The organism is Mesorhizobium sp. M1329 (assembly GCF_040318035.1).
Taxonomy (GTDB): Bacteria; Pseudomonadota; Alphaproteobacteria; order Rhizobiales; family Rhizobiaceae; genus Mesorhizobium.
Genome location: NZ_JAMYLN010000055.1, coordinates 1 through 23,250, shown reverse-complemented (window position 1 = coordinate 23,250; position 23,250 = coordinate 1). Strand labels below are relative to the sequence as shown.

Annotated in this window: 30 protein-coding genes; all 30 read right to left on the bottom strand. The window is 60.5% G+C overall.

Annotation, left to right across the window (positions count from 1 at the left end; all coding sequences use genetic code 11):
* A partial coding sequence (locus tag NKH21_RS31400) for a virion core protein, T7 gp14 family (protein WP_352869776.1) occupies nt 1–314 on the bottom strand: 314 nt, incomplete at its 3' end.
* 24 nt (nt 315–338) lie between these two features.
* On the bottom strand, nt 339–803 hold the full coding sequence (locus tag NKH21_RS31395) for a hypothetical protein (protein WP_352869774.1): 465 nt from the start codon (nt 801–803) through the stop codon (nt 339–341).
* On the bottom strand, nt 803–3,277 hold the full coding sequence (locus NKH21_RS31390; RefSeq protein WP_502911929.1) for a phage nozzle protein: 2,475 nt from the start codon (nt 3,275–3,277) through the stop codon (nt 803–805). The genes NKH21_RS31395 and NKH21_RS31390 overlap by 1 nt, the downstream gene beginning before the upstream one ends.
* Nucleotides 3,277–3,864: a phage tail tubular protein A gene (locus NKH21_RS31385; RefSeq protein WP_352869770.1), complete on the bottom strand. Its 588-nt coding sequence runs from the start codon at nt 3,862–3,864 to the stop codon at nt 3,277–3,279. The genes NKH21_RS31390 and NKH21_RS31385 overlap by 1 nt, the downstream gene beginning before the upstream one ends.
* Nucleotides 3,865–3,940: 76 nt before the next feature.
* Nucleotides 3,941–4,876: a major capsid protein gene (locus NKH21_RS31380; protein WP_352844974.1), complete on the bottom strand. Its 936-nt coding sequence runs from the start codon at nt 4,874–4,876 to the stop codon at nt 3,941–3,943.
* Between the two features lie 742 nt (nt 4,877–5,618).
* Nucleotides 5,619–5,855, bottom strand: a complete 237-nt coding sequence (locus tag NKH21_RS31375; protein WP_352775755.1) for a hypothetical protein — start codon at nt 5,853–5,855, stop codon at nt 5,619–5,621.
* Nucleotides 5,815–6,141 carry a hypothetical protein gene (locus tag NKH21_RS31370; protein ID WP_352869767.1) on the bottom strand — a complete coding sequence of 109 codons (327 nt, stop codon included), beginning with the start codon at nt 6,139–6,141 and terminating at the stop codon, nt 5,815–5,817. The genes NKH21_RS31375 and NKH21_RS31370 overlap by 41 nt, the downstream gene beginning before the upstream one ends.
* Complete coding sequence (locus NKH21_RS31365; protein WP_352869765.1) at nt 6,134–6,352, bottom strand: hypothetical protein; 219 nt, start codon at nt 6,350–6,352, stop codon at nt 6,134–6,136. Before NKH21_RS31365 ends, NKH21_RS31370 begins: the two co-directional genes overlap by 8 nt.
* Nucleotides 6,349–6,807 (bottom strand): N-acetylmuramoyl-L-alanine amidase, encoded by a 459-nt coding sequence (locus NKH21_RS31360; RefSeq protein ID WP_352869763.1) that lies wholly within the window; start codon nt 6,805–6,807, stop codon nt 6,349–6,351. Before NKH21_RS31360 ends, NKH21_RS31365 begins: the two co-directional genes overlap by 4 nt.
* A gap of 55 nt (nt 6,808–6,862) precedes the next feature.
* Nucleotides 6,863–7,717 carry a capsid assembly protein gene (locus tag NKH21_RS31355; RefSeq protein ID WP_352869761.1) on the bottom strand — a complete coding sequence of 285 codons (855 nt, stop codon included), beginning with the start codon at nt 7,715–7,717 and terminating at the stop codon, nt 6,863–6,865.
* Nucleotides 7,717–7,872 (bottom strand): hypothetical protein, encoded by a 156-nt coding sequence (locus NKH21_RS31350; RefSeq protein ID WP_352869759.1) that lies wholly within the window; start codon nt 7,870–7,872, stop codon nt 7,717–7,719. The genes NKH21_RS31355 and NKH21_RS31350 overlap by 1 nt, the downstream gene beginning before the upstream one ends.
* The gene (locus tag NKH21_RS31345) at nt 7,865–9,454 is read right to left on the bottom strand and encodes a portal protein (RefSeq protein WP_352869757.1); all 1,590 of its coding nucleotides are present in this window, start codon (nt 9,452–9,454) and stop codon (nt 7,865–7,867) included. The genes NKH21_RS31350 and NKH21_RS31345 overlap by 8 nt, the downstream gene beginning before the upstream one ends.
* Nucleotides 9,455–9,460: 6 nt before the next feature.
* Nucleotides 9,461–9,586 (bottom strand): hypothetical protein, encoded by a 126-nt coding sequence (locus tag NKH21_RS31340; protein ID WP_352775740.1) that lies wholly within the window; start codon nt 9,584–9,586, stop codon nt 9,461–9,463.
* Nucleotides 9,587–9,647: 61 nt separating this feature from the next.
* On the bottom strand, nt 9,648–9,878 hold the full coding sequence (locus NKH21_RS31335; protein ID WP_352869755.1) for a hypothetical protein: 231 nt from the start codon (nt 9,876–9,878) through the stop codon (nt 9,648–9,650).
* 5 nt (nt 9,879–9,883) lie between these two features.
* On the bottom strand, nt 9,884–10,108 hold the full coding sequence (locus NKH21_RS31330; protein WP_352869753.1) for a hypothetical protein: 225 nt from the start codon (nt 10,106–10,108) through the stop codon (nt 9,884–9,886).
* Nucleotides 10,105–10,839, bottom strand: coding sequence for a hypothetical protein (locus NKH21_RS31325; RefSeq protein WP_352869751.1), 735 nt, complete (start codon nt 10,837–10,839; stop codon nt 10,105–10,107). Before NKH21_RS31325 ends, NKH21_RS31330 begins: the two co-directional genes overlap by 4 nt.
* A gap of 370 nt (nt 10,840–11,209) precedes the next feature.
* Nucleotides 11,210–11,479, bottom strand: a complete 270-nt coding sequence (locus NKH21_RS31320) for a GIY-YIG nuclease family protein (RefSeq protein WP_352869749.1) — start codon at nt 11,477–11,479, stop codon at nt 11,210–11,212.
* Nucleotides 11,480–11,546: 67 nt separating this feature from the next.
* The gene (locus NKH21_RS31315; protein WP_352869747.1) at nt 11,547–13,514 is read right to left on the bottom strand and encodes a DNA polymerase; all 1,968 of its coding nucleotides are present in this window, start codon (nt 13,512–13,514) and stop codon (nt 11,547–11,549) included.
* A gap of 386 nt (nt 13,515–13,900) precedes the next feature.
* Nucleotides 13,901–15,550: a toprim domain-containing protein gene (locus NKH21_RS31310; protein WP_352869745.1), complete on the bottom strand. Its 1,650-nt coding sequence runs from the start codon at nt 15,548–15,550 to the stop codon at nt 13,901–13,903.
* A gap of 140 nt (nt 15,551–15,690) precedes the next feature.
* On the bottom strand, nt 15,691–15,918 hold the full coding sequence (locus NKH21_RS31305; protein WP_352869743.1) for a hypothetical protein: 228 nt from the start codon (nt 15,916–15,918) through the stop codon (nt 15,691–15,693).
* Entirely contained in the window at nt 15,915–16,409 is a 495-nt protein-coding gene (locus NKH21_RS31300; protein WP_352869741.1) for a hypothetical protein, read from the bottom strand. Before NKH21_RS31300 ends, NKH21_RS31305 begins: the two co-directional genes overlap by 4 nt.
* 46 nt (nt 16,410–16,455) lie before the next feature.
* Nucleotides 16,456–16,716 carry a hypothetical protein gene (locus tag NKH21_RS31295; protein WP_352869739.1) on the bottom strand — a complete coding sequence of 87 codons (261 nt, stop codon included), beginning with the start codon at nt 16,714–16,716 and terminating at the stop codon, nt 16,456–16,458.
* Complete coding sequence (locus NKH21_RS31290; protein WP_352869737.1) at nt 16,716–16,895, bottom strand: hypothetical protein; 180 nt, start codon at nt 16,893–16,895, stop codon at nt 16,716–16,718. Before NKH21_RS31290 ends, NKH21_RS31295 begins: the two co-directional genes overlap by 1 nt.
* Before the next feature lie 2 nt (nt 16,896–16,897).
* A complete protein-coding gene (locus NKH21_RS31285; protein WP_352869735.1) occupies nt 16,898–17,137 on the bottom strand; it encodes a hypothetical protein in 240 nt (79 codons plus the stop codon).
* A complete protein-coding gene (locus NKH21_RS31280) occupies nt 17,134–17,622 on the bottom strand; it encodes a hypothetical protein (protein WP_352869733.1) in 489 nt (162 codons plus the stop codon). Before NKH21_RS31280 ends, NKH21_RS31285 begins: the two co-directional genes overlap by 4 nt.
* Before the next feature lie 3 nt (nt 17,623–17,625).
* On the bottom strand, nt 17,626–18,375 hold the full coding sequence (locus NKH21_RS31275; protein WP_352869731.1) for a hypothetical protein: 750 nt from the start codon (nt 18,373–18,375) through the stop codon (nt 17,626–17,628).
* 157 nt (nt 18,376–18,532) lie between these two features.
* Nucleotides 18,533–18,889, bottom strand: a complete 357-nt coding sequence (locus NKH21_RS31270; protein WP_352869729.1) for a hypothetical protein — start codon at nt 18,887–18,889, stop codon at nt 18,533–18,535.
* On the bottom strand, nt 18,886–19,089 hold the full coding sequence (locus NKH21_RS31265; RefSeq protein WP_352775688.1) for a hypothetical protein: 204 nt from the start codon (nt 19,087–19,089) through the stop codon (nt 18,886–18,888). The genes NKH21_RS31270 and NKH21_RS31265 overlap by 4 nt, the downstream gene beginning before the upstream one ends.
* Before the next feature lie 138 nt (nt 19,090–19,227).
* Nucleotides 19,228–19,431: a hypothetical protein gene (locus NKH21_RS31260; protein WP_352869727.1), complete on the bottom strand. Its 204-nt coding sequence runs from the start codon at nt 19,429–19,431 to the stop codon at nt 19,228–19,230.
* A gap of 81 nt (nt 19,432–19,512) precedes the next feature.
* Entirely contained in the window at nt 19,513–21,969 is a 2,457-nt protein-coding gene (locus NKH21_RS31255) for a DNA-directed RNA polymerase (RefSeq protein WP_352869725.1), read from the bottom strand.
* Nucleotides 21,970–23,250: the final 1,281 nt, after the last annotated feature.

The window sequence follows — 23,250 nt, the reverse complement described above, 5'->3', positions numbered from 1 at the left end:
CGGGAGAGAACTTGTTGGTCGTCTTGCTTGTCATGGCTCCACCTTCTCAGGAGTTGGAGCCTCCGATCAACCCGGGGCGGTTCAGTTGCTCTACCTCGCATCGCCTCGACGTTGAGGTTCTGCTGCTCCTGAGAGGCAGCCTTGCGTTCCTGTAGGGCACGGTTCTGATTAGCCGCGTATGTGTTGACGGCTGCCTTGTTGGCCGCCTCACGGTTGTTCCGGTAGTATTGCTGCTGCGCCTCATACTGCTGCTGCTGGCCCATGAAGCCGGCGACAGTGCTGGCTGCGGACAGAGCGAACTGGGCAACAGCCATACCGACTGCGCCAATGCACATTCGTTATGACCTCAATCTTGCAAATTCGTGGAAGGGACGCTTCTCAACGCCGAACTCAGCGTGGGTCCTCAGGAACGAGAAACCCATGCGTTTGAGCCAGCGGATGTGCGTGGTGTTGCGCGCGTCGATGTGGTTGCCGATTAGGGGGCGCACCCTGTGTAGCCTCTTGAGCCACTTAGGGGCCATGCCAATGAGGTCTCGGCGGTGTTTCATAATGGTGGGCGAAGAGACCATCCAGACAATCCCGAGATGGGGGTTGCCTTTGACGGGGTCGACACCGAAGAGGCCGAAGACCTCTCCGTTCGGCTCCACGCCGGCCCACACATAGTTGCCTTGCTGGACGAGCTGGGGCAGGACCACCTCAGGTTCCATCCCGAGGTAAGCCCTGCACTCATCCCGATCTGCTGAACGCAGACGCGGGGCCAAGGAAATAGCGTCGGCCACCTTGGCCCTGCGAATTGTGATCATCAAATCCTTTGCGATTTCTGGACGTAGTTGCCGATCCATTCTGCGGAAAGCAGGCAGGACGGGAGATAGCTGTCGTTCACGATCTCGACCTTCACGCGGTCATTCTTGGACAGGACAGGAACCTTGAAGGCTCCGTCGCTGAGATTGATCTCGTCGGCCCTGTTGTTCGGATCGCCCATGAGGCGGCCAGTCGAGTAGTAAGCCCTCGTCTCGTGCGCCAGAGGTGTGACCTCGACACGGAAGTAGGCGGTCTTCGAGAACTGGATCAGGAGGCTGATGAGCTGTAGTCGGCCCTCGGTGATTACCGAGACACCGCCATTTCGGCTCTCCTGCCGGATGAAGATCGTGGACAGGCCGTAACGTGTCTCGTAGGTGGTCCCGAAGTAGAGCGGGACGCCCCTCAGGTCGCCTTCGAGGACTACTGAGCTGGCATCCGAGGACAGGATGTTGATCTGCAATCCCGGTTCGAGGATTGGCGTTGGCGATCCCGCCGTGACACAGACGTACGGCGCTTCGGTCATGTCGTGATCAGTCAGCAACGTGGTCCGATTGTTGTACGGATCGTAGGTGCGGAGATCGTAGTTCTCGACCCTGAACCGCCTGTCGAGGTTGACCACGAAGCGGATGTCTGGGTCGACACCACCTGGCTGGATGTCCATGACCTCAATGAACGCCTTGGTGCCCCTGTTGAGGACCAAGACGAGCTGGCTATCAATGAAGCCTATGTCGAGGATCGAAGTCACGCCGGGGAGCGTCCACCGGGACCAGCTAGCCTGAAGCTGCTGAGCGTTCGACCAGTAGTACTTGTAGACGTAGAGGGACGAGGGGTCCCCGTCGGCCTGCACCACAAGGATGTCCTCATGGGTCGACGCGGCGAGCCTGATGGCGCTTCCCGGGATGTACTGTGGAACGTGTCCGGTAGCGTCTTCAGCGTCGGCTAGGCCCGTGTTCACGTCGATCTTGTAGTCCCTGATCATCGTGAACTGGCCACGGTTCACCGGGAAGAAGATCGAGTTACCGGCCCGCACTGGGCGCGCCTTGCTGGACGTTGAGAATGCGGTCGAAGGGCGGATCGAGGCTGTCTTCGGGGTCAGCAGCTCGTTGCCCATGAGGGTGAACTGCATCTGGTCGGCCCACAGGACCAGCCTGTCCGACGAGGCCACCGCGCTGCGAAGCACAGAGACACCGTTGTCGGTCGCCGCCACGTCGATTGGATCATCGTCGAGCAGAGCCGTAGCCGTGGAGCGAAAGAAGTCGAAGAAGCTGCCGTGCCTTGACAGGACAACATTCTCGCCAGCCAGGAACCCGAGGCGGTTCTTGAAGAACAGAACCTCGTTGACCTTCTCACCCACAAAGGATGGGCCGGGAGCGATCACGTCGTCGCCGCACTTACGCTTGTCCCAAGTGGCCAAGTCGAAGGTGAACGAGCCATCTGCCTGACGGATCAGGACGTGGGGCATCGTCGAGGCCTTCAGCGCGGTGACTATCCCGGGCTTGGGGATTTCACGCCAGACGCCGATGGAGGAGTTCGCGTCCTGTCGGTCAAAGCGAACGAAGTAGTTGTCGAATTGGGTTCCGACCGAGCCTACCACCTCAACGGCGACGTCGTCCTCGCAGTAGGCAGGCAGATCAGCGAAATCCTGAACGGTCTTGCGGATCGCCTTCATGGCATGGCCGTTGTAGCCATCGTCGACAGCGACGCTGAAGTCCGCGCCGTCGTCCTTCTTGATGTAGATCGTCGACTTGAAGACCTTGACGGTCCAACCGTTGGCCGAGGTTATCCCGTTGGCGGCGAGGTTTGTGTCGGTGTCCTTCCACCTCCAGTTGCCATTCGGTTTGTCATCGGCGGTGTTCTCCATCAGGACGGTCTCACCAGTGGCGAGGCGGCGGGCTATGAAGGAGACGTCCACCGAAGGGGTCTGCGCGGAACTCTGACCATCGGGGGTCAGGTAGCGAGCCACCTCGACGTTGTTGATCTTGATCGTGTACGCCTTGCCGTAGTTGCCAGCCATGACATTGATCAGGGCCTCGCTAGGGGAGGGCTGTTCAATCACCGCCGTGTCCAGCTCGACCTTGACCGTCTGGTTCGTGATGTAGGTGTAGTCGCCCACCGTCAGTGCCCGATAAGGGGGGCGGTCGAAGGCACCGCTGTCGTAGCTCAGATAGCCGTAGCCATTGGGAGCCGTCACGGTACGCTCAGCGCCGTTGAGGGTGAACACTCGGATCGCCGTGGGTGTGGCGATCACTTGGTAGCGCTCGGAGGCGTCACGGTTGATCTGATGGGTGAAGACGTTGCCTTCGATGGCCTCACCAAGGGCCGCCCTGAGCTGTGTCGGAGGGCGCTTCTTGAGGCCATCCACGATGGTGGAATAGGCGTTCGTCTGGAGGTCGCCTTGGGTAGCCAGCCGCAGGGCCATAGCCTGCTGACTGACGCCATTGGCGAAGTTAGGGATTGACCCAGAGACCTTAGCCATTACGACCGGGGCTTGAGCCTCACGACGAACTGGCTGTCGTTCAGCATGTTCGGGTCGGCGCTGTCGAGTTCCTCCTCCATCATCGCGGCGCGAGCGATCTGCTCGTCCTGCAGCGTGTAGGAGTGGGTGGCCTGATCACCGAAGTATCGATCCTGATACTTGCGGGCGGCTCTGATTGTGATGAAGAGGCGCGCGGTGGACGGGAGTTCCTCGAAGTCGAGACCGAGGACCCAATCGACCGTCACCGGGCCTGCGAATTGGTAGGTGCGGTCGCCCTTGTTGTAGAGGCGTTGGCCGCGTTGGACAGCGCTGATGCTGGAGCTTTCGCCTGAGGTGTCGACCTTCAGGACGTTACGCGGGAGGATGATCTCTCCGTTCTGGTCGGGGGTGATGCTCACGCCGTCTTCGGAGTTGAAGTTCCAGCCGACGGTTTGGACCTCCACAGAGGTGGCCCGAAGGGTATTCATGGCGAGCGAGGCGTCGATTACTTGATTGTCCTCAAGGGTCGACACAGGGCTTTCTGCGCTGGTCGCGAGGATTTCGTTGATCGCCTCAAGCTCTGTCAGTGGGGTCAGGCCGTTGGCCATTGATCCTCCAGAGGAGAGTTGAACGAAAAAAACCGAGGCCCCCGTTAGGAGGCCCCGGTTCAGTGGTTGCTGCGGATTAGGCAGTCTTCAGTTCGATGCCGCACTCGGGGCGCAGCTTGTCGTGACCGACAGCGTACTTGGCCACGATCAGGGTGCCCTGACGCGAGACCATGTATTCGCTCTCAAGTGCCACATCGAGCAGCTTGACGGTGCCGGCAGCGCCCTTGTGGAAAATGACGCCAGCGGTGGTCGTGAAGTTGCCCTGGTACTTGGTCGGGCCAGTCGTCACGTTCGTGCCGTTCGGCAGGTTGATCGACTTGAAGACGGGGATGTCGGCGATCTTGACGACCTTGCCGTCCGAGTAGGAGCCCTTGCCGTCCCAGTCGCGGTTGATGACCTTGGTGTTCTGGGCGAGCGCGTAGTACTGCGCCGGCTTCAGAGCGCCCCAACGGTCGCCTGCAGGAATGTATTTCTCGTCGAAGATGACCGCAGCGTCGAAGAAGGCCTTCGCCATTTGATCGCTATCCGTGAGGAGAGCCGCGTTTGTGATCGAGCCGCCGCCCGGCAGGTTGTCGACGACGTTCGTACCACGCGAAGCGAGGATGATCGTGCGAGCGACGTTGCGGTCGTAGGCCTGAGCCAGCTCTTCGCCGAGCTGCTTGGTCATTTCCGAGCGGCTGTCGAAGTGGTTCATCGCCTCGTAGATGTTGGCGGTGAAGTAATCGGTCAGGAGCAGATCATCGACGGTGATGACGCGCTCGTTGAACTTCGCGACCGTACCGAGGACCTGATCGCCCGGGGTGTGGTAGCGAGCGCCAGACGTGCGGCCCGTGACCGGGAAGGACGCCGACTTGCCCTGCGAAATGTTGCGGACCATGTGCTTGTCCGCGTACTCGACGGTGCGAGAGAAAGCGGTGAGGATTTCGCCGGTAGCGACCTTGACGAAGTTGGCGTCGAGAGCGCCAGTACCGTTGGCCTGACCGAGATTGGAAACGATGCCAGGATTGGCCATGTGTTGTATTCCCGTGTTTGTTCTGAGGTTTGCGCGGACCTCGGAGCAGCACTGGAAGCGTCATTGGGATTGTCCGGCTTCCGAGCCCTCAGGCGTCGGTTGGCGGGTCTCCAAGTGGTCTTCTGGTGAGACTTCCTTGGTTCCTTGATCACCGCCTAAAGAGGGGTGTGATCTGTCAGAACAGGGCGTCGGGAATTGTGGATTGCGGCCATAATAAAAGTGCGGCCAGAATTGGAATAATAAAGTGTTAGAAGGACCTAGGCGGCACGTAGAGGCAGATTGTGATGTCGGGGAGGCCACGTGGTAATCGGCCACGAGACCCGTGTGCCCGTCCTTTTTTTTGGGCATGGCACCAATGGAAACGCATGTCGTGTGATTGACGCACCCTGCCGTCCCCGTAAGGCAGCAACTCACCGGATGGCATCTTGAAGCCCTTGCTTGTTTCGCGCACCGCGCCATCTGCGATTGGCTCACAATGCTCATCTTGGCAGCACTGCTTTTCATACCAATCATGTGCCGATGCCGACGGCATCCCGAAAGTGCAGGCTGCGGCTACGATAGCGCACAACCCGAGAGCGCTGCCGTCCCTTCTCAATAGGCGGATCATTAATTACATTAGACTTACCTTGTATAAGGTCGCAAGGTGTTCGACGAGAAGGGCAACGTGATCTCAGACGCCATCAAAAGCGGCCTGAGCGACCCCGGGCGCATGGCTAAGCCAGAGACGCTGCCGGGGTGTATGTCAGTGGGAGACGTTGTCGTAGAAGGCGATGAGGCGCTTGCCACAATCGTTCTTCTCGGTCTCCGATTTCTTCAGCTCAGCGATCAGAAAGATCACTCGCTTCTTTGTCATCACGCCGCTGGACGGCGGGGCGACTTGGGTCTCGAAGCATACCCGCAGATCGGCGGGCAGCTCAGGGTAATGCGGCTTGGCGAACTTAGCGCCAGAGGTCGCGCAGGCGCTCAACGTCAGCGCCACTAAGGCACTCGCGATCAGCGTCTTCGAGCGTTTCCACATACTGGTTCAATTCGCCTATCTTGGTTTGAAGGGCTGCCTGCCGTTTGACGTTCTCGGAAGCGACGATGGCGTCTGACTGGCGGGCTGCCTGTTCGTTCTCGATTGCCTTGCGTTGCAGCTCGATTGTCTCGGTGAGCTGCTTGGTCTCGACAGCGTGTTTGGCGTCCAGCCGGCCTTTGCCGTAGATCACGCCGATGATGGCGAGGATCGCGACGAGGCCCGCCAGCCAGCCATAAAGCTTAGCCATAGGGTTCCTGTTGTTCGGGTTGGCCGAGCGACTGCCGGTAGTCCATGTGACCGACGCCGACGTATGCTCCGTAGACTGCCGGGATCATCACTGTGATACCCACGGCAGCCGTCTCAAGGCCCCTCCAGATGCAACTGAACAGGGCGATGAAGGAGAGCGCGAGCGTGACGGCAAGCCAGAACTTAGAGGTCCTGCGCTTGCTGCGGATCACGGACGCCGGCCTGAGGTGAACGTCGGGAGATTCCCGAGCGGGTCCTTGCGGACGTCGAACGACGGGCACGCTTTGGAGGCGTACTCATTGTGGCCGGCGATGCGCTTGATGGTCGGGAACTGCTTGAGCAAATCCTGAGTGAGCTTCAGCATCGCTGCCTTCTGAGCAGCCGTGCGGGTGTCCTTGGGCTTCAAGGAGTTGGCTTCGATGCCGCCGATGTAGCAGCATCCGATGGAGCCGGTGTTGTGGCCTTCGACGTGAGCGCCAACCCGGTCTAGGGGTCGACCCTTCTGGATGGTGCCGTCGAGGAGGACGATGAAGTGATAGCCGACGTCTTTCCAGCCGCGTCCCTTCGGGGGCGGGAGAGTGTGCCACTTGCGGACATCCTCGACGTCGAACCACTTGCCTTCAGGCGTGGCAGCACAGTGCCACACCAGAGTGTCAATGGGTCTCATGTTTCCTTGGGAGAGGGCCGAGGCTTGCGGGTTGCAGAGGCCCCGGCCATGTCAATCAGATGTTCGAGCGACCGAGCTTGGCTTGCACCTTGGCGCGGAAAGCCGGGTCTTTGTCGTAGCGCTGGTCGGACATGTCTTGCGTGACCTCAGCCCAGGAAGCGTAGGCGTCCACGGAGCTGCCAGAAGGCTTGCCTCCGATCAATGTCGGGTCCTTGCCGTTGGCAGTTTCGTACTTGGCCTTGAGCTGCTCCATCGCGATGACGGCGGCGTTCACGTCCGCACCTTCGAATGCTTTGTTGAAGGTGTCGATCTCAGCGGCGGGGATGGAAGTGGAGGCCCATGCGAACATGCGGTCCATGCTTTCCTTACCACCGGCTGCCGACGTGATGCGCTGCGTTGCCATCTCCGCCAGAGCCTGCTGACCGGCGATGAAGGCGTCGACAGTTGCGCGGTCGTGACCAATGGCCTCGGCTGCGGCGTAGTCGGCGTCATCCAGCTTGCCGTTGGTGGCGAACCGCTCGTTCAGGCTGGCGACAACCTCAGATGCCTTCTTGGGTTCCCCTTCAGGCTTCTTCTCGTCCTTGGCCTTGTCGGCCTCTTCCTTCGCCTTGTCTTCCGGCTTGGGCTCTTCCTTCGGAGCGCCAACCTTCTTCTCCAGCTCGGTGTACGAAGCCAGCAGGGCCTCGCGGTTCACCACGCCCTTCTCAGCATCCCAGAACTTCTCCGGGACATTCTCAGGGCGCTCAGCCTTCGACGGGGCAGGGGCGTTCTTTGCCGCTTCCTCAGCAGCGATCTTGGCGCGGGCCTCTTCCTCGTTCGTCGGGGCAACTGCTGCAGCCGCTGCGAGGGCTGCTGCGGTCTGTTCTGCGGTCGGCTCGACGTGGCCGATCTGGACGCTTCCAGTCTGCATCAATGGGCCGTGTAGACGTTGCCGCTGAGCATCAGCGTCTGGTTGTCCGCGAGCTTCGGCTCTTTGGCCTTAGCTTTGGTCTTGGTTACCGGCTCCGCGACAGGAGCCTCCGGTGCAATTGCCGCTACCGGCTCGGCCTGTGTTTCGTCAGCCATTCTGTTCTCCTGTCGTGGCTTGTGGGGGTTGCTGCTTCATGCCCTCCTTGGCCATGCCGCCCATTTGAGCGATTGCCTGAGGACCGAGTTGCTGGAGCATCTGCATCTGCTGTGCCTGCTGGTCCGACGCGGCGATCTCTTCGTCGGAACGAATGAGCCCGCCCATGTCGATGCCAAGGGCAGCTCCACGTCGCTTGAAGTACTCACCGAGGTTGACGTAGCGACCAATCGCGTCGGGGCCGCCAACTTGGGCCGCGCCAGCGATGAAACTGTCGAGGTTCTGTAGGTCATTGCCGCGACCGAGGGCGTCAAGGCCCGTGACGATGGTCGTTGAGGTGATCTCCTTGGGGAGCGGAGGCACCTTTCGGACGAACTCCATGCGGATTTCGAACAGCTTGGCGACAGGCATCTGGAACTCTTCGGCGAGCAGCGAATAGACGCCGCCGAGGCCCTGATCGAGTTCACCGGCCATGTACCGGATTTCCTCGGCAGTGACGCGCTCGCCCTTCCGCTGGACGGAGGTGTTGAGCAGGAACGCGAAGGACAAACGCTCGGTGAGCTGGGCGATGAACCTTTCGGCCACCGCAAAGTCGGCCTGCTTGTCGAGCCTGAGGGGCTGAATCGAGTTGATGTCGCCCTGAACGAACGCGCCGTTCTCAGCCTTGGATAGCTTCTCGACGCGGACGGTGGAGTTTGGGGAGACGATCCAGACGACCTTTGCACCTTGAACGGTGCCGTCGCGGAGAGCTTCAGTCAGAACGTCGAGGGAGTTGAGATCGCCAATATACTCGTCGACGAAGCCACGACCGTAGTCCTCACCCTCCACGTAGGTGAAGCGGAGCGGGAGCCAGGGCAGCTTGTCAGCCGGATATTTGCCAGAGTACTCGCCGTCGATTTCAACGTCGTCGATCTCTTGGGTCACGATGTACTGGCTGGTGGCATCGTCGAGGAAGATCTTGGTGTAGACCTCGACCTTGGCATCGCGAGGCCCTTCGGCAGTCGCGGCCTGTATTTTGGACTTGATGTCCTCCGAGAGGGCTGCGCGGGCGACCTCTTCCTTGATCACGATGTCAAGGATGTTGCCAGACGGGTCACGGTTGACCACGTAGGAGCTGAGGCGGAAACCGCGGGGTTTGCCCTTCTTCGGGACGAAGATCATGTAGTTGCCGGCGATCACCAGTTGCCGGCAGGCCTCAAAGGCAACGGGCCGAAACATGGAACCGTTCATCTCGCTGATGACGGCACGTTCGCGGGCACTGAGGGCCTTCTCGATCTCGCCGCGCTTGTCCGTGGCCTTGGTCAGGTCTTGGAGGGCGATGTCGTCGATTTCGTACTGGAAGAAAGGCGCGTTGATAGGGAACAGGCTCTGGCTCAGCTTGGATGCGAGGAACCTGACGCCACGAGCGCCGAGACCTTGGTTGGGCTCTACGAACTCAGTCGACCCCGAAGTGCCCTCTTTGGGGAACAGGTATGGGACCGTGAGTTCTGCAGCCCGCCGAGCCCGCTTGAGATACGGGTCTCTTGCGGTGGCGAGCTGCGCGTATAGAGCCTTGGCCGTGACTACGTTAGTCGCGTCGGTCAAGGTCGGTTATTGAGGGATGTTGATGCCGGAGCCGCCAGTACGAGCCAGCGGGATGGTCAGTGCCTTGCGGCCCCTGCGGGCGGCATTGGCGGTGGCGCCTTCCTGATTGGCGAGGCGGGACGTTTCGTTCAAGACAGGCGCGAGGGGCTTGTCATTGGCCGGGGGTGGAGGAGGCGCGACCGGGTCGGCCTTCTCAATCTTTGGCTTGCTGAAGCACATTGGCGAGGAGGTCTTCTTCCTGATTTTGGAGGATGGCAGCTAGGTGTGTGATCACCCGCTGTTGTCCGATCAAAGCCCCAAGCTCACGGTCGGAAATCGTTGGGTCGTCGGGCAGCCTGTCGCGAAAGACCTGTCGAAGGTACGCGAGGATTTCCCGAGACAACTGCGGAGGAGCGAGAAACCCCTCCGTAGTGCTAGTGGTCACCCTATTCATCCAGCCAGTGGACCGAGCATGGCAAGCTCTCGCTCAGCGAAGTAGATGATCTTCCTTAGGTCATAGGCCTTCGATGTCCCCGACTTTGAGCCGAGGCGGTAACAGGCCTTGAAGATGTTCCCGACCGCGAAGCTCATGCGCTTGTTTTCGATCAGGTCCATCAGTTCCTTGGCCGTCTCTGGGATCAGATAGTAGGACGAAGAGCCACCGTCCGATTTCACTGGGGCGTCCACAGAATGGGCTCCTTCTTGACATGATCGTAGTCGTGGTTGTGGAGGATGCGGGCGAGCCGTGCCTGAAGCAGGGCATCGTCGGCGGTGAGGCCGGCCTGCTCGTAGGCGGCAACGATGTGAGGCCAATAGAGGTCACCGGGCTGGATCGCCGCGAGGAGCTTCTCAGCCTTGACAGGTCCCATGCCCGGGCAGCCGGGATAGCCGTCCGTTATGTCACCTGTGAGGGTCTGCTTGAGGAAGTTGTGGAGGGCCTCCCGGGGGCTGACCTCAATGATGTTGCCATTGCGGTAGATCAGGCCAGGGATCGTGAGCATGTCCTTGTCCTGGCTGACGATGACCTTCTCGCCTTTGATCAGCCGAGGGTTGGTCGCGAGGATGCCCATGACATCGTCAGCCTCAATCCCAGGCTTGTACTTCGCGCCGTGTTCTTCGATCAGCCAGCGCTTGACCTCATTGGTGCCGACAGGCTTGCGTGAGCGGCCCTTCTTGTAGCCGGCGTAAAGGTCGTGGCGGAACGTCGTGCCTTTCGAGAGAGTGATCACCGAGGCGTCGGCGTCGAGGTCTCGCTCAAGGCGTTTGATGGTGGAGAGAACGGTGGCCTTAACCTCTGCGACGTCGCACGTCAGGGTCCACTCGTCGTCGCCCCAGTCAGTCTCGACCTCAAGGGCAGCTCCAGTCGATACGACGAGGATGTCCCCGTCGATCAGCAGTGTTCTCAATAGTTCTCCTTAGTTGTGGTCGATGTGAAATTCGGCCATAGAGCCGATGGTATGGGTGCGAAATGGGGGACGAGGGTGATCAGGAACTTCAAAGCCTCGGTGCAGCTGTTCAAGGCCGCTGTACTTGAACGTCCCGGCGTGTGGATTTTGCTCGCGTATGTCGTCTGGTGCTTGTACGCCGTTCATCAACGAACCAAAGAATTGACGAACGTCTGTGAGGCGCTGTCTGTTTTGGTTGATCTTGATAGGGCTCCATCCGGGCAAGCGACTGAATTTGGGCAGGCTCTAAAGACTTGCAATGATTTGCTGATCCATGAGGACCCGCCCGACAGGTTCGAATAGCATTCAGTCGATCTCCCTGATGCCGTACTTATTCGTCAGGGCTTCCTTCATCGCTTCCCGATCTGCCGTCTGCAGCAGTCCTGCGATGGAGCCCCCGTAGCAGACCGGCAGCATCTTCTGGGTGTAGGTCGAACCATTCTGTGCCGGCGATGCGATAGCCAGCCAGCAACTCGTGAAGAACTGCCTCAGCTTGTTTGCGATCATCAAATCTCCTCGTTTCATGGAAGCGGTAACCCCGCTCGGGGTCGTTGGTATTCATCTGCCGCAGACGATTCTTCAGGTCCTTGGCGAGACCCACCTTGCAGCGCCCGGGCCACGCCGCGTTGATCGCGATGTAGACGTAGCCCGGAGCGTTGAGGGGTGCCTTAGTGTGTCTCTGCCCAGTTCGTTCCCACGACGGAGTTGCCGGCGAGAGGGCAGCTGAAATTGTAGTATTCTCCAGCGAGACGGATGGCTTTCTCGGCCTCCTTCCCCACCAGAATTGCTTTGTCTTCATCGACCTCTATCTGCCACTCGTCGTGGACGTTAACGACGAACTCGTAGTGGACGCCCGGGATCATCCCGAGAGCCTGTAGGTTGTTGTCGAGGATCACCAGCGCGCGCTTCATCTGGATCGCACCGGCAGACTGCAGGAGCGTGTTCAGGGAGGCATGTGCCGAGCGAACCATGAGGATGCGACCGTCAAGGCCCTTGATCCAGCCTTGGGTCTTGGCCTTGCGCTGCACCGCTTCGGACAGCTTGCCGAGCGCGGGAAGAGCCTTGAGGAACTTCTGACGGGATTGCTTGCCGGCGGCGATTGCCTTGGCCTTCGACGAGGTGACACCGAGGATGTTCCCGAGGTTCTCGTCACCGGAGCCGTAGATGAAGGCGTAGAACCAGACCTTGGCGACGTCTCTGCTGCACCCCAGCGCCTTCGCGTTGAGGGTGTGCATGTCGGTCCCTTCGGACTTCTTTCCTTCGAGGACGGTCTTGATGTACGCGCCACCGTCGTAGGCGGCCATGTACCCAGCCAGGTCTCGCAGCTCCAACGCATCAGCGTCACAGCCGACGAGCTTCTTGCCCTTTCCGACGGTCCAGCATTCCCGACACTCGTAGCCGTATGGGAGCAGCTCGCCGGTCTTCTTGTCGTGGATGCCCGGGACCTGAGCCATGTTCGGCTTGGAGTGGGTCATGCGACCCGTCACCGCCCCGTTCGTGGCAACCTTCCCGTGGACGCGGCCATTGCGCTCGTGATTGAGCCACGCCTCCTTGCCTTCCGCGACTTGGCCGATGCGCTTCTGGACGACGAAGTACTCGGTCAGGACCTTTGCGGACGGGTAGGGGAGGCCCTTGAGCGTCTCGTCGTCGACCTTCGGATGACCATCGGAGGTGAACTCCGTGGGCTTCCAGCCGAACAACTTCTTCAGCCGGTTGGCGACGTCCTGCCGTGACCCCGGATTGAACGGGACCAGCTTGACCTCGGTGTACGGAGCGTCGGTCGAGTAGTGTATCTTCGGCCAGATTGGCTTCTTCTCGCCGGTCTTCTTGTCGATCTTGAAGTTGCCCTTGCGGTCAACCTCGTAGCCGCCAGGCTTGAGGTGCTTCTGCGAGACACTACGGTCGATGGTCGGGGTCTTCGGGCCGAGGTTGCGATACCAAGGCTTGAACTCAGCCTGCAGCATCCGCTCCAGGTCGGCCTTGCGCTGCGCGAGGGTGCTGTGCAGCGCGTGGACCTTGGGGAGATCGAGGGCGAACCCGTAGGCCTCCTGACGGGCCACGATGCGGCGCACGTCATGCTCAAGCTGGATGCTCTCTTCCGAGAACCCCTTCTTGATGAGCTTCTGCCAGAGCCGGTCGGTGACCTCGACGTCCTGCTCGCAGTAGTCCTGCATCCCTTGGGACCAGTTGCCCCACCCGAACGCGGTGAGCGCATCGCCCTTGAGACCTTGGGCGACACCAGCCGCCTTCATGATCTCGCCGTAGTCGCCCTTCCAGAGCCCCATGCGCTGGCCCCAGCTCTCTAAGCTGTGTCGGCCCATGAGCTGCTTCTTGATCCACTTGTTGAGACCGAGGCGCTTCTCTTGCCGGAAGTCGGCGTCGAGCATGTCCGCGTACATGAGACGGGACATGATCAGGGTGTCGCGGATCACGCCCTTTGGCTTGAACCACGGGTTGAGCTTCTGGATCGCCGGGATGTCGAAGTCTTGGATGTTGTGGCCGACGATGACGTCAGCGTTCATCAGGAGGATGAGGCCGTCCTTGACGAAATAGCCGTTCCGGTTCCGGTGGTCGTCGCATGACCAGATTTCTCCGGTCTCGGTATTCTTGATGACCAGCGAGTGGATCGTGGTCATCTCTGGGATCAGTCCGTTCGTCTCGATGTCGAAGACGAGGGTGGTTCGGGGGATTGCATTACCTCTTGAATTGCGCTCACCACGTCCCTCCACGCTTCCGCGAACAGGACGATGGTTGCAGTTCTGCCTTGGAGGATTAGGCGGGAGCCCTCGCGCCGAACGATCAGCGCTGAGGGGACGTTCTCATTGGTGTGGTCGAAGGTCAGATGTCCTGCCCCTCGCTAAGCCACACGTCGCGGAACTTGGCTTCGGTCGGCCCCACCTTCGAACAGGGAAGATAAAGGCCGGTCGAATACACGCGGCACTCATTGCCGGGCTGTTGCATTGGATGCGGGGTTGCCGCGATCCAGAGGATTAGGAGGGCTGCCATCACGAAAGACAGCGCCTCAGAAAGGCAGTTCATCATCGCTCTCGTTAGAGAAGCCATGCTGTTGGGCGTCCTTGTCCTTGAAGGGATCGTCGTCCCGCACGAACAAGCGACCGGTGTCCTGCTGAAAGCCGAGCATGATGGTCTTGCCCGTGGCCCTGCCGGTGTAGCGGTCCTTGAGAATGCGGAAGATGGTTGTGGTGGCGATAATCGGATCTTCGTTTTGCTGGTCTCGTTCGAGGCCGAACATGAAGAAGGACCAGAAGCCGATCGCTCGGGAGCCCTTGAAGTGCCTGATCATGACTCGCCCGCCTTCCTCGTGGGGTTTCCCATCGGGGGTTGCGAGGTGGCTGACGAAGTGGATGATGATGCCCAGCTCATTGGCGAGCCCGGCCATCTCTTTCATGATCTGTTCGAGGGTGCCTTTCTCATCGCCTGTGTCGGCCATAGCCGTGAGGTGATCGAGGTAGATCAGCTTGATGCCGAGGCTGACCGCCATGTAGCGGATGTGCCCCTTCACCAGCTCCCAATCGGTCTGGCCGAAGTTGTCGTAGAAGAACAACTTCCCATCCAGCTCGCCGGCAGCCCGAGTTAGCTCGTCGGGTGACCAGCCGCCATCAGGCACATGGAACATCTTCCCGGCGATCTTCCCGGCGACCCGCTTGGCGGTCTCGACAGGCTTCTGTTCGAGGAAGATGGCACCGACCGTCTGCTTCAACTCGACCACGTCGAACGCGATCTGCTGCATCAAGAAGTCGGTCTTGCCGATGCCAGTGCCTGCGCCGAAGCCATAGACCTCGCCGTCGCGGCGTCCGTAGGTGAGCTTTGTCAGCTCCTCCAGGCACCACGGCAAGCCATAGGTGACCGGCTTGAGGAGGTCCCCCATGATGTCGGAGACCCCGACGAGACCGTCAGGACGGTAGACCTTAGCACCCCAAAGCGCGTCGATGGTCTCCTTGACGCGGCCCGCCATGAGCATCTCGTTGGCGTCCTTGAGGGGCAACGTGGCGATCTTCAGCTTGCCCGGTGTGAACGGGATCAGCTTGCATTCGTCGGTTGCCTTCTGGCCGGGCTCGTCCTGATCGAACATGAGGATGATCTCTTCGAACTGTTCGAGCCACTGGAGGTTCTTCCGCAGGGCCTTGGCCGCGCCGTCACACCCGTTGGGGATCGAGACCACGGGCCACTTGTGACCCTGCATTTGGCTGAGAGAGATCGCGTCTAGCTCGCCCTCGACGATGACGACGCGCTTACCGCCGTCCCGCCATAGCCACTGGCCGTAGAGGCACATGTCCTCCTTGTTGCCCTTGGACCGGAAGTCCTTTCCCTGGAACCGGACCTTCTGCCAGACGAGTTGCTGCGCGCTGTTTCGGTAGTTGAACAAGCGGACGGGCTGGCCGTTCAGGGTCGAACGGGTGAAGCCCCACTTCTGCGCGCTTTCGAGGTTGATGCCTCGGCTTGCCCAATCCGCGGGCTCCCCGAGGGGGACGAAGTCTACGTTCCGGGGCTCTGCAGCCTCGGTCTGGTCTGTCAAATCGTTGTCTCCGGGTTCGTAGTGGCGGCAGCCAAAGCAGTAGGCGTGGCCGTCTGAGTACCGGGCGAGGTTGTCGCGGGAACCGCATTTCGGGCACGGCTCCTTGCGCAGAAACTCACTGTCGGTTTCGTGCATTCAGCCTTGCGGCGGGATGTTCTGGAACTGCTGTTGCTGGCTGAGGAGGAGAAGGTACGTGGCCTTCTCTTTCGCGGTCATGCGCTCCCACCGTTCGGCGTAGGCGCGAACTATTTCTCGCTGGTAGACTGCCTCGGGGGTCACCCGACCTCCTCGATCCGCATCGTGTTCGCCACGGACATCAGCCGGTGGTGGACCTGATAGGCGGCGGTGAAGACGATACGCGCCATCTCGGCGGCGTCGTAGACATGCGTGATGGGACGCCCTGCAATAGCCTTGACGTTGTCCTCGCGGCTGACCTTGAGCAGGTCCTGGGCGAACTCCAAGAAGTCCCCGGCGAGGTCCTCGCCCATATCCTTCGGGCTCATCGTGGGCTCCTCGCGTAGAGCATGGCGAACTCGCGTTCGAGCTTCGGGAACAGGGTCTTCTGGATGTGTTCCTTGAACTGCCGCATCATCATCTCGAAGAGATGCGGCTGCTCGTCCTTGTGGATCAGTCTGTCCGACATCACGTAGCGGGCGCTGTAGGGGTCAGGACGCCAGACGACCTCGTACGACTTCGTCCAGTCCATGGGGTTGACCATGGTGCTGGCCTCGAAGTTCCCGAGATGCACCGGGACGGCAACCTTGGGGTAGAACTCCTTCTCCATGCCATCCATGTGATTGGCCATCGCCTCGCAGCGGAGGTGGTAGTCGTGGATGGTTCGCATCAGGTCGAAGATGCGATCCTCGTAGACCCGCGACATGGCGTAGACCGCGCCACGGGTGCGGAGGGGGACATAGCGGTCGATCAGCTCGGTGACGCTCGGGTACTTCTTGTCCCCGTCGCGGCCAGTCCAAGCCTTGCTGTCAGCTTCCATTTCTTTCCTTCTGATTGGAGGACAGGTAGGGGCCGAAGCCCCTCCGTCAGATCATGCTGGCGAGCGCAGCGATGATGGCGACAAGCGTCGAGGCCCAAGCAAACAGGGCCAAGGTGATCGTGACGCGTGGGTGCTGGTTGGCCGTCACGTTGACACCGACGACGTAGCCGGCGACTAGCGCTTGGAAGCCCACGCCGACCCCGAAGGCCGACCCGTGGGTGGCGCTGATGGCCACAGCCAGGACGAGGATGACGATGCCCGTGAGGATCGCGCCGAAGCAGTGAGCGAGACGGATGGCCTCCTGCATCAGAACCAGCCGAGGATCGCGCCGAGTAGGCCGAACGGGATGCCGATGATGCGGAGGATCAGCATCGTCGTGAACGGCGAACCAGCGGTGGCCGCGTGGATCACCTCGATCAAGTTGACGATCCAGCCGTAGATAAAGGCGACGATCAGGGCGAGCTGGAAGAGAACGACACCCTTCATGATTAGGCCACCAGCTTGGTGAAGCGCTTGCTGATCTTGGCAGCGCGGTCGAGTCGCTCCTTGGCAGCGTTCTGCTGCTCAATCTTGGCGGCGATCTCGGCGTCGTGCTTCTCGATGATCTTGGTCTCGTGGGCGACGACAGCTTCGAGGACGTCGAGCGCCTTGGTGAAGCCGGCGATGGCCTTCTCGGTGGACGGGGCGCGCACAATGCGGGCAACGATGGATGCGATCAGGGTCTTCATTTCTTCACTTTCTTGTTGACGGATTGAAGGAGGGTCTTGAGGGCTTCCATGCGACCGGCAGTCGGTGCTTCGTCGAGCCAATCCCGGGGGATCGACTTGTCCGCGTAGAGGAAGCCGTGGGTTTCACACCACATGGCGTAGGTGGTCTGGGACTGCTTGGAGATGCGGGTGGCCGAGCGGCTGAACACGAACCGGATGTCGAGGTCCGGGTGCTGTTCCTTGATCAGCTTGTGCTTCTGCCGATCCGCCGTAACGAACTGGCCCTTGGTCTCTACGATGATGCCGTTGTGTAGGAGGGGGAAGTCGGGTGTGTACTTCGCCAGCCGCTCGGGCACCGTGTAGGTGATCTTGAACTGCTCGTAGGTGTAGGGGATGCCAGACGCATCCAGCTCCCCCGACACCTTGTCTTCGAGCCCCGAGCGGAACCCCTTGGCGACAGCAATCTGCCGCGTAGGGGTCCGCTTAGGGTATGTTGGTCGAGCCAAGGCTTAGAAGTCTTCTTCGCCCTTGGCTGGGCCTTCGGACGAGCCCTCGTCGGACTTGTCTTCGCCGGACTCTTCGTCACGGTAGTCGTCAGGATCGTAGCCGTAGCCCTCCTCCTCGCCGAAGCCGTAGGAGTTGGCAGCGCGGGAGCCGTTGGTGACCAGTTCGATGACCTGAACGCCACCGAGCATCAGCGTGAGGCCAGCCGCAGCGGTGCCAGCGACGAAGTACTCTCGGGTCGCGAACGACACCTTGCCCTCGGAGCCGCCCCAGATGTTGACGCCGTTGCCGATCTTGCGGCCCTTCGCGTCGAACAGGTCGGGCTTGCGGGACCACTTCTTGCCGGCCTTCGGACCCTGCTTGAACTCGCCCGAGGCTTTCATCTTGAACTTGAACTCGACCTCGCCGGTCGGCTCCTCGGTCTCCTGATCGTACAGGACGGTGAAGAGGTCGTTCGGCTTGACGCTGCCGAGCTTCTTGCGGCTCTCGACCTTCAGCTCAGCGAACTGACGCTCGGCATCCTGCATGGCCGCGTTATAGAGAGACTGCAGCGAGACCATCTCGTCGCCGTGCTTGATCTTGCGGTCGACGAACGCCTCGGCGTCTTCGAGCGACAGGCGGAACTTCAGCGAGTATTCGCCGTCCGGCTTCGGGTAGTCCTTCGTGCCGTAGTCCGGTTCGGTCAGCTTCGGGTAGACGAAGATGCCGCGCGGGGTGGTGAACTGGGGGAGTTTCTTCTTGGTGTCTTTTGCCATGGTCGGGAAAGTCTCGCTAGTGGATGGATTTAGACGAAATAACGACGTTCGAGGGCTGCAACATTGAAGCCCTGATTTGTGAGCTTGGCCCACAGGTCGACTGGAATTGGGAACCCCCGCTTCCAAGTCAAGATGGCTGCGTTCAGTGCTGGGGTCCTCACGCGGCAGCCTCGCTGCTGAGAACCAGTTCGACGGCGTCGGGGAACTTCTCGACGATCCTCTCGACTGAGGCATTGATGCCCAAAGCGAACCGGACGTATTGGGTCAGGACCTCGTGCATGTCCGACTTGTTGACCGTGACAGCCTTGACCTGACCGAACGGGGCCTTCTTGGTCTTGCCCTTGGGGGCCAGCTTGAAGCAGTCGGTGTAGTAGATGCCGGTGACCTCGACGAGCTTGACGTAGCGCGGGCGTCTGGCTTCCCTGACGGTGTACTCAGCGCCCTCGGTCAGCCTTCCATTGCTGGTGGTCGCCTTGATGCAGATGACCTTGTCGCCGGTCTCTATGTTGCTCATGCCAGTTCGCCTTTCATGTATGCGTCGATGCCACGGAACTCGGCGCGCTTGCCGTCGTCCCCGTTGATCAGGTTCTTGGTGACCGTGAAGGCTTCCTGAGCAGGAATGCCGAGGTGGTCTGCGAGGGTCAGGAAGACCGCTGCTGCGCCCATGATCTGGATTTCAGGGCGGAAGTCCTGCAGTCGGTCGAGAACGGTCATGGACGCCATTGCGACGTCGCGGGGACCGGCCATGTTCAAAAGGTCACGATTAAGCCGTGGCATCGGGGCCTCCGAGGTTAGCCAGGAAGAAGAGGGTGATGAGGGAGAGGGCGACCAGCGCCGTGGCAGCTTCGATGCTCACGCGGCAGCCCTCCGGTTGCGGAACTGAGCCTTGCGCTGTTCCTTCTTGCCGAAGTAGCCGTTCTCTTTCAGGCCCTCGATCAGGGACCTGCGGACCTCGTAACGGTCGGTCTTAGAGGCAGCCGCTAGGTCGATGTTGACGTCGCCCACTGTGATGTCTTGGTGGGCAGCACCCATGCGGATCGTGATGGTGTTCTTCATGTGAAATCCTTCGAGAATGTTTCGTAGGGCTAGTGGTCACCTTATTCGCCACTGTCGAGAAAGTCCCGATAGTGCAACGATCTAGGCAAAGAAGAAGTATGATCTCGTGACCTCGTTGAGGTTCAAGTCTCCTTTGGGCGGCAGCTCTTCGATCTCTGAAGCCGGCGCTATGGTGTTGATGATCCAGTCTCTCAACGAGTTGAGCGGATCTTGGCGGTACATCCCGACGAACACCGACCGGAGGGTCGCTGCTAAGCGGGTAGTGTTGCAGGCGTGGGTGCCGTAGCTGTCGTGGATCATGGCGAAGTCCGTCAGGCCCGAGGCTGCCAGTTCGTCGACCGTGAGGATCATGGCCGAGGCATCCATGGAGTGGACGTAGTTGGGGCTGATCGAGGTGGCCTGCTTCGAGACGTCAATCTCATCGCTTTCCTCCCAGTTTATGAGCTGGTGGATAGAACCGTGTATCTTCGTCTTGATTAGCCGCCGCCGCATGTCCTTGTAGCTCTGGAACCCCACGAACCCGCTAGGCGTTCCCCAATGCATCGGAAGGTTCTCCTTAGCGACCGCCCTGGCCGTCTTCTGGAGCCACCCCATGGCCTCCCTTGCGGCGATCACCACGTCCCCAATGCTGTCCCAGACAAGGCTGGCGAGGAAGCCGATGGCCTTCTTCAGTTCGTCCCCGAGGTTGTGCTTGTAGCCTGCAGCGAACTTGGCCTTCACCGCCTCGTCCACATACTTGAGGCACGACCGTGGCGTTCCCCCGTAGGGCAGAACCATGACCGGTCGCTTGGTGATCTTGCGGTCGATCCCCATTGTCAGCCACTCATGCGCCCATCGTCCCTTCTCCGCAACGTTCCCCTCAGTGGATAGAATAAGACGCAGTTGTTCCATTACTCGGTCAGCGACTAGCTGATAAATGTCCTGCGGCTTGTCCGATGGGATCAGGTTCACCGCCCGCCCGCCGACACTGTCGAGGAGCATGGCCGAGAAGTGCTGAAGCCCGTTGCAGGAGCCGTCGAGGGCTACGGGAAGGCGCGAGACGAAGCCCTCGGGGTCGAGGGTGTTGGCCTCCCACTCGAAGCAGAACGCGAGGAAGCACCAAGGCTTGTCGGCCTCGGTCCACCAGAGGTTCGCCAGAGGGTCCATGGCGCACTGGTAGATCAGTACTTCATGGTCATCGACCCACTGAACGCGCTCGTCGAACGAGACCTTGTCGATGCCGAACGTGTTCGCCCCATGGATCGACAGCCACCGCTCCCCATCACGCCCGAGAGGCTTGCCTTCTGCAAACTGGAGGAGGGCCTTGACGTTGTCGCTGCCTTGCGGATGCAGGACCAAAGGGACTGGGTAGGCACGACCTCGGAAGTCGAGGTTGTGGGGGAAATAGATCGCCCGCTCGGGCCGGAACTTAACAGCCAGGTCGAGGAGGGTCTGCTGGTGCAGGCGATCCTGACGGAGCTGAAGGTTGGCCGAGTAGACGTCCCGGGCTGCCCACTTCCATTCCCGCAGGGCGTCGGGGTTGGTGTCGATGTCGTGGGGCCGGTCGGGCATGGGCAAGTCACCGGACACTAGGCCAGCGATGCCTTCACCAGACTTAGCCAGCTCCTGCATCACGTCGAGGATCGCCCCGTTTATCCGCCACGGCGTACGCTGGATGGCATTGAGGCCACGGATGACGCGAGACAGATCGGCCTGCTTGAGCAGTTCGAGCTGCTCCCTGCGGCCCCGGCGAACGAAGGGGAGCGGCCTGTCCAGATCGGTGTGGTAGCCGCCACCAGAGAGCCCGGTCCAATCTTTCGGGGGGATCAGCGTCGGAAGATACTCAGGGCACAACCACTCGCCACCGAGGACCGACTGATCGATCCATGCTCTGGCTCGATCCGTCAGGTGGACAAGGTACTGGTCGCGGGGTGCGTTCTTGTCGCCGCCCTCGCTGGCCTGCTCTATGACGGCCAGTCCGGTGTTCTCGCAGAACAGCTCGACCATCTTGATCCCGAGGTGGATCATGTCGGTGCGGCTCCAGCGATCCCAAGGGATGCCGTGCTTGCCCATGGCGTAGGTCAGGACGGTGGCCTTGTGCAGCTCGGTCGCCCCATCGTCGGACAGCTTCTTGCTCTCCCAGAGGAACCGGTCCTTGTCGAGCCGCATGAACTCGGTGAAGCGGGCTTCAAGCTCGACCGCACGGGCAACCGTCACGGCCAACGTCATGAGTACCGGAGCGCGCGGCTTCATCATGCGCCCAAGGATGGCCCTGCAGGCGAGATACGAGACTACGTTTGGGTCCATGTCCTTGACCAGCTTTGCCGCCACGGCGCGGGGACCAGGACGACCAGTGTAGACCTCGTCGATGAACTTGCTGAGGGCAGACGCCACCGGGCCAATGGCGCTTTCGAGGATCGATCGGCCCGTGTCGGTGTCGTACCCGCGCTCCTTGTCGAAGTTCTTACGGACCCGCGAGAGGTAGCGATCCCTTCCGAGGCCAGACATTTCGATCTCCAGCTCGATCTGCCGCTGGAGCAGGTGGTCATAATAGGACATTCAGTTTCCTTGCAAGCTATCAGCCATCGGTCGTCCCCGTTCACAATCGTTAAAATTGCTTCGGAATAGTTTTCTACTCGTAAATCACGATCGCAACATACCTGGGATCAAGTAAGTCAAAAAGCTCTCTGAGTGCGTTGTCAGTGCAGTAGCAGTCATTAATCCTGCTGCTGAGAGGTGACAACTAAAGGAGAGTGTCATGACAAATGTCCTTAAGAGTTTAGCCACGGCTTTGGCCAGTGGTGCACTGGTTTTATCTTTATCTTTTCCCTCCAGCGCAGCCGGCGTTGGCGTCGGTGCAGGCGTATCAATTGGTGGGACCGGCGGCATCAAGGCTGGTCTCGGCGCTTCAATCGGCGGTAGAGGCGGCATCAACGCGGGGGCCGGCGCCTCGATTGGTGGTCGCAGTGGAGTCAATGCCGGTGCAGGCGCTAACATAGGCGGCAGCCGGGGCGTTACCGCCGGAGCCGGGGCTAACATTGGTGGCAGGAGTGGTGTCACCGCCGGTGCTGGCGCAAACATAGGTGGCACGAGGGGCGTCACCGCTGGCGCGGGCGCTAATGTAGGCGGCGCGAGTGGTGTCACGGCTGGCGCCGGTGCGAATGTCGGTGGCACGCGCGGCGTTACAGCGGGCGTAGGCGTCAATGTTGGCGGCACGGGTGGTGTCGGCGTGGGCGTCGGTGTCGGCGTTGGTGGCGGTACCGTTCCCGGCACCCCTGGCACTCCCGGAACGCCGGGCACACCTGGAACGCCAGGGACGCCGGGCACCCCGCCGAGCGTGGTTGCTCAGCTGTCCAGCAGCCAGCTGATACGCATGAAGAAGCGCTGCGCCGACGTGCTCAGCAGCGAAGGCACGTATGACAGCGATCTGCGTCAGCTTTGCATGCTCATCGCGCGTCGCTAAGGAGACTGCTGCGCAGATGGGAGTGTCGCATCGGGCCGTGGAGGCTTTGACAACACTCTCCTGGCTTCGCGGCCCGGCCCGCCATCCGCAAAGGTGGCGGGCTTCTCTGCGTCAGGGCGGTTTGGCCATGAACGTCTGTTCTCCTTTTCCCACACGATTTCCCACAACGGCGTGTTTCCCACAAAATCCGTTGCACGAGTGGAGATGTTAAAATGAAATGCAAAACCCCGGCGCAAACCGGGGAATTACAAGGCGTTGAGGGGTTAGTTGCGAGGGTGCAAAGGACTAGGACGGGATTTTAAGTCCGTTGCGAAGCTTGGTGTGGGCGACGGGATTTGAACCCGTAAGTGCTTGAAACACCGGCAGATTTTAAGTCT

Excerpts from the sequence above, each read along its gene's own strand:
- NKH21_RS31310 (WP_352869745.1), bottom strand. The coding sequence starts at position 15,550 with ATGCACGAAACCGACAGTGAGTTTCTGCGCAAGGAGCCGTGCCCGAAA.
- NKH21_RS31300 (WP_352869741.1), bottom strand. The coding sequence starts at position 16,409 with ATGGAAGCTGACAGCAAGGCTTGGACTGGCCGCGACGGGGACAAGAAG.
- NKH21_RS31290 (WP_352869737.1), bottom strand. The coding sequence starts at position 16,895 with ATGAAGGGTGTCGTTCTCTTCCAGCTCGCCCTGATCGTCGCCTTTATC.
- NKH21_RS31275 (WP_352869731.1), bottom strand. The coding sequence starts at position 18,375 with ATGGCAAAAGACACCAAGAAGAAACTCCCCCAGTTCACCACCCCGCGC.
- NKH21_RS31260 (WP_352869727.1), bottom strand. The coding sequence starts at position 19,431 with ATGAAGAACACCATCACGATCCGCATGGGTGCTGCCCACCAAGACATC.
- NKH21_RS31270 (WP_352869729.1), bottom strand. The coding sequence starts at position 18,889 with ATGAGCAACATAGAGACCGGCGACAAGGTCATCTGCATCAAGGCGACC.
- NKH21_RS31315 (WP_352869747.1), bottom strand. The coding sequence starts at position 13,514 with ATGACCACGATCCACTCGCTGGTCATCAAGAATACCGAGACCGGAGAA.
- NKH21_RS31305 (WP_352869743.1), bottom strand. The coding sequence starts at position 15,918 with ATGAGCCCGAAGGATATGGGCGAGGACCTCGCCGGGGACTTCTTGGAG.
- NKH21_RS31385 (WP_352869770.1), bottom strand. The coding sequence starts at position 3,864 with ATGGCCAACGGCCTGACCCCACTGACAGAGCTTGAGGCGATCAACGAA.
- NKH21_RS31380 (WP_352844974.1), bottom strand. The coding sequence starts at position 4,876 with ATGGCCAATCCTGGCATCGTTTCCAATCTCGGTCAGGCCAACGGTACT.
- NKH21_RS31355 (WP_352869761.1), bottom strand. The coding sequence starts at position 7,717 with ATGCAGACTGGAAGCGTCCAGATCGGCCACGTCGAGCCGACCGCAGAA.
- NKH21_RS31255 (WP_352869725.1), bottom strand. The coding sequence starts at position 21,969 with ATGTCCTATTATGACCACCTGCTCCAGCGGCAGATCGAGCTGGAGATC.
- NKH21_RS31360 (WP_352869763.1), bottom strand. The coding sequence starts at position 6,807 with ATGAGACCCATTGACACTCTGGTGTGGCACTGTGCTGCCACGCCTGAA.
- NKH21_RS31395 (WP_352869774.1), bottom strand. The coding sequence starts at position 803 with ATGATCACAATTCGCAGGGCCAAGGTGGCCGACGCTATTTCCTTGGCC.
- NKH21_RS31295 (WP_352869739.1), bottom strand. The coding sequence starts at position 16,716 with ATGCAGGAGGCCATCCGTCTCGCTCACTGCTTCGGCGCGATCCTCACG.
- NKH21_RS31265 (WP_352775688.1), bottom strand. The coding sequence starts at position 19,089 with ATGACCGTTCTCGACCGACTGCAGGACTTCCGCCCTGAAATCCAGATC.
- NKH21_RS31350 (WP_352869759.1), bottom strand. The coding sequence starts at position 7,872 with ATGGCTGACGAAACACAGGCCGAGCCGGTAGCGGCAATTGCACCGGAG.
- NKH21_RS31285 (WP_352869735.1), bottom strand. The coding sequence starts at position 17,137 with ATGAAGACCCTGATCGCATCCATCGTTGCCCGCATTGTGCGCGCCCCG.
- NKH21_RS31370 (WP_352869767.1), bottom strand. The coding sequence starts at position 6,141 with ATGGCTAAGCTTTATGGCTGGCTGGCGGGCCTCGTCGCGATCCTCGCC.
- NKH21_RS31390 (WP_502911929.1), bottom strand. The coding sequence starts at position 3,277 with ATGGCTAAGGTCTCTGGGTCAATCCCTAACTTCGCCAATGGCGTCAGT.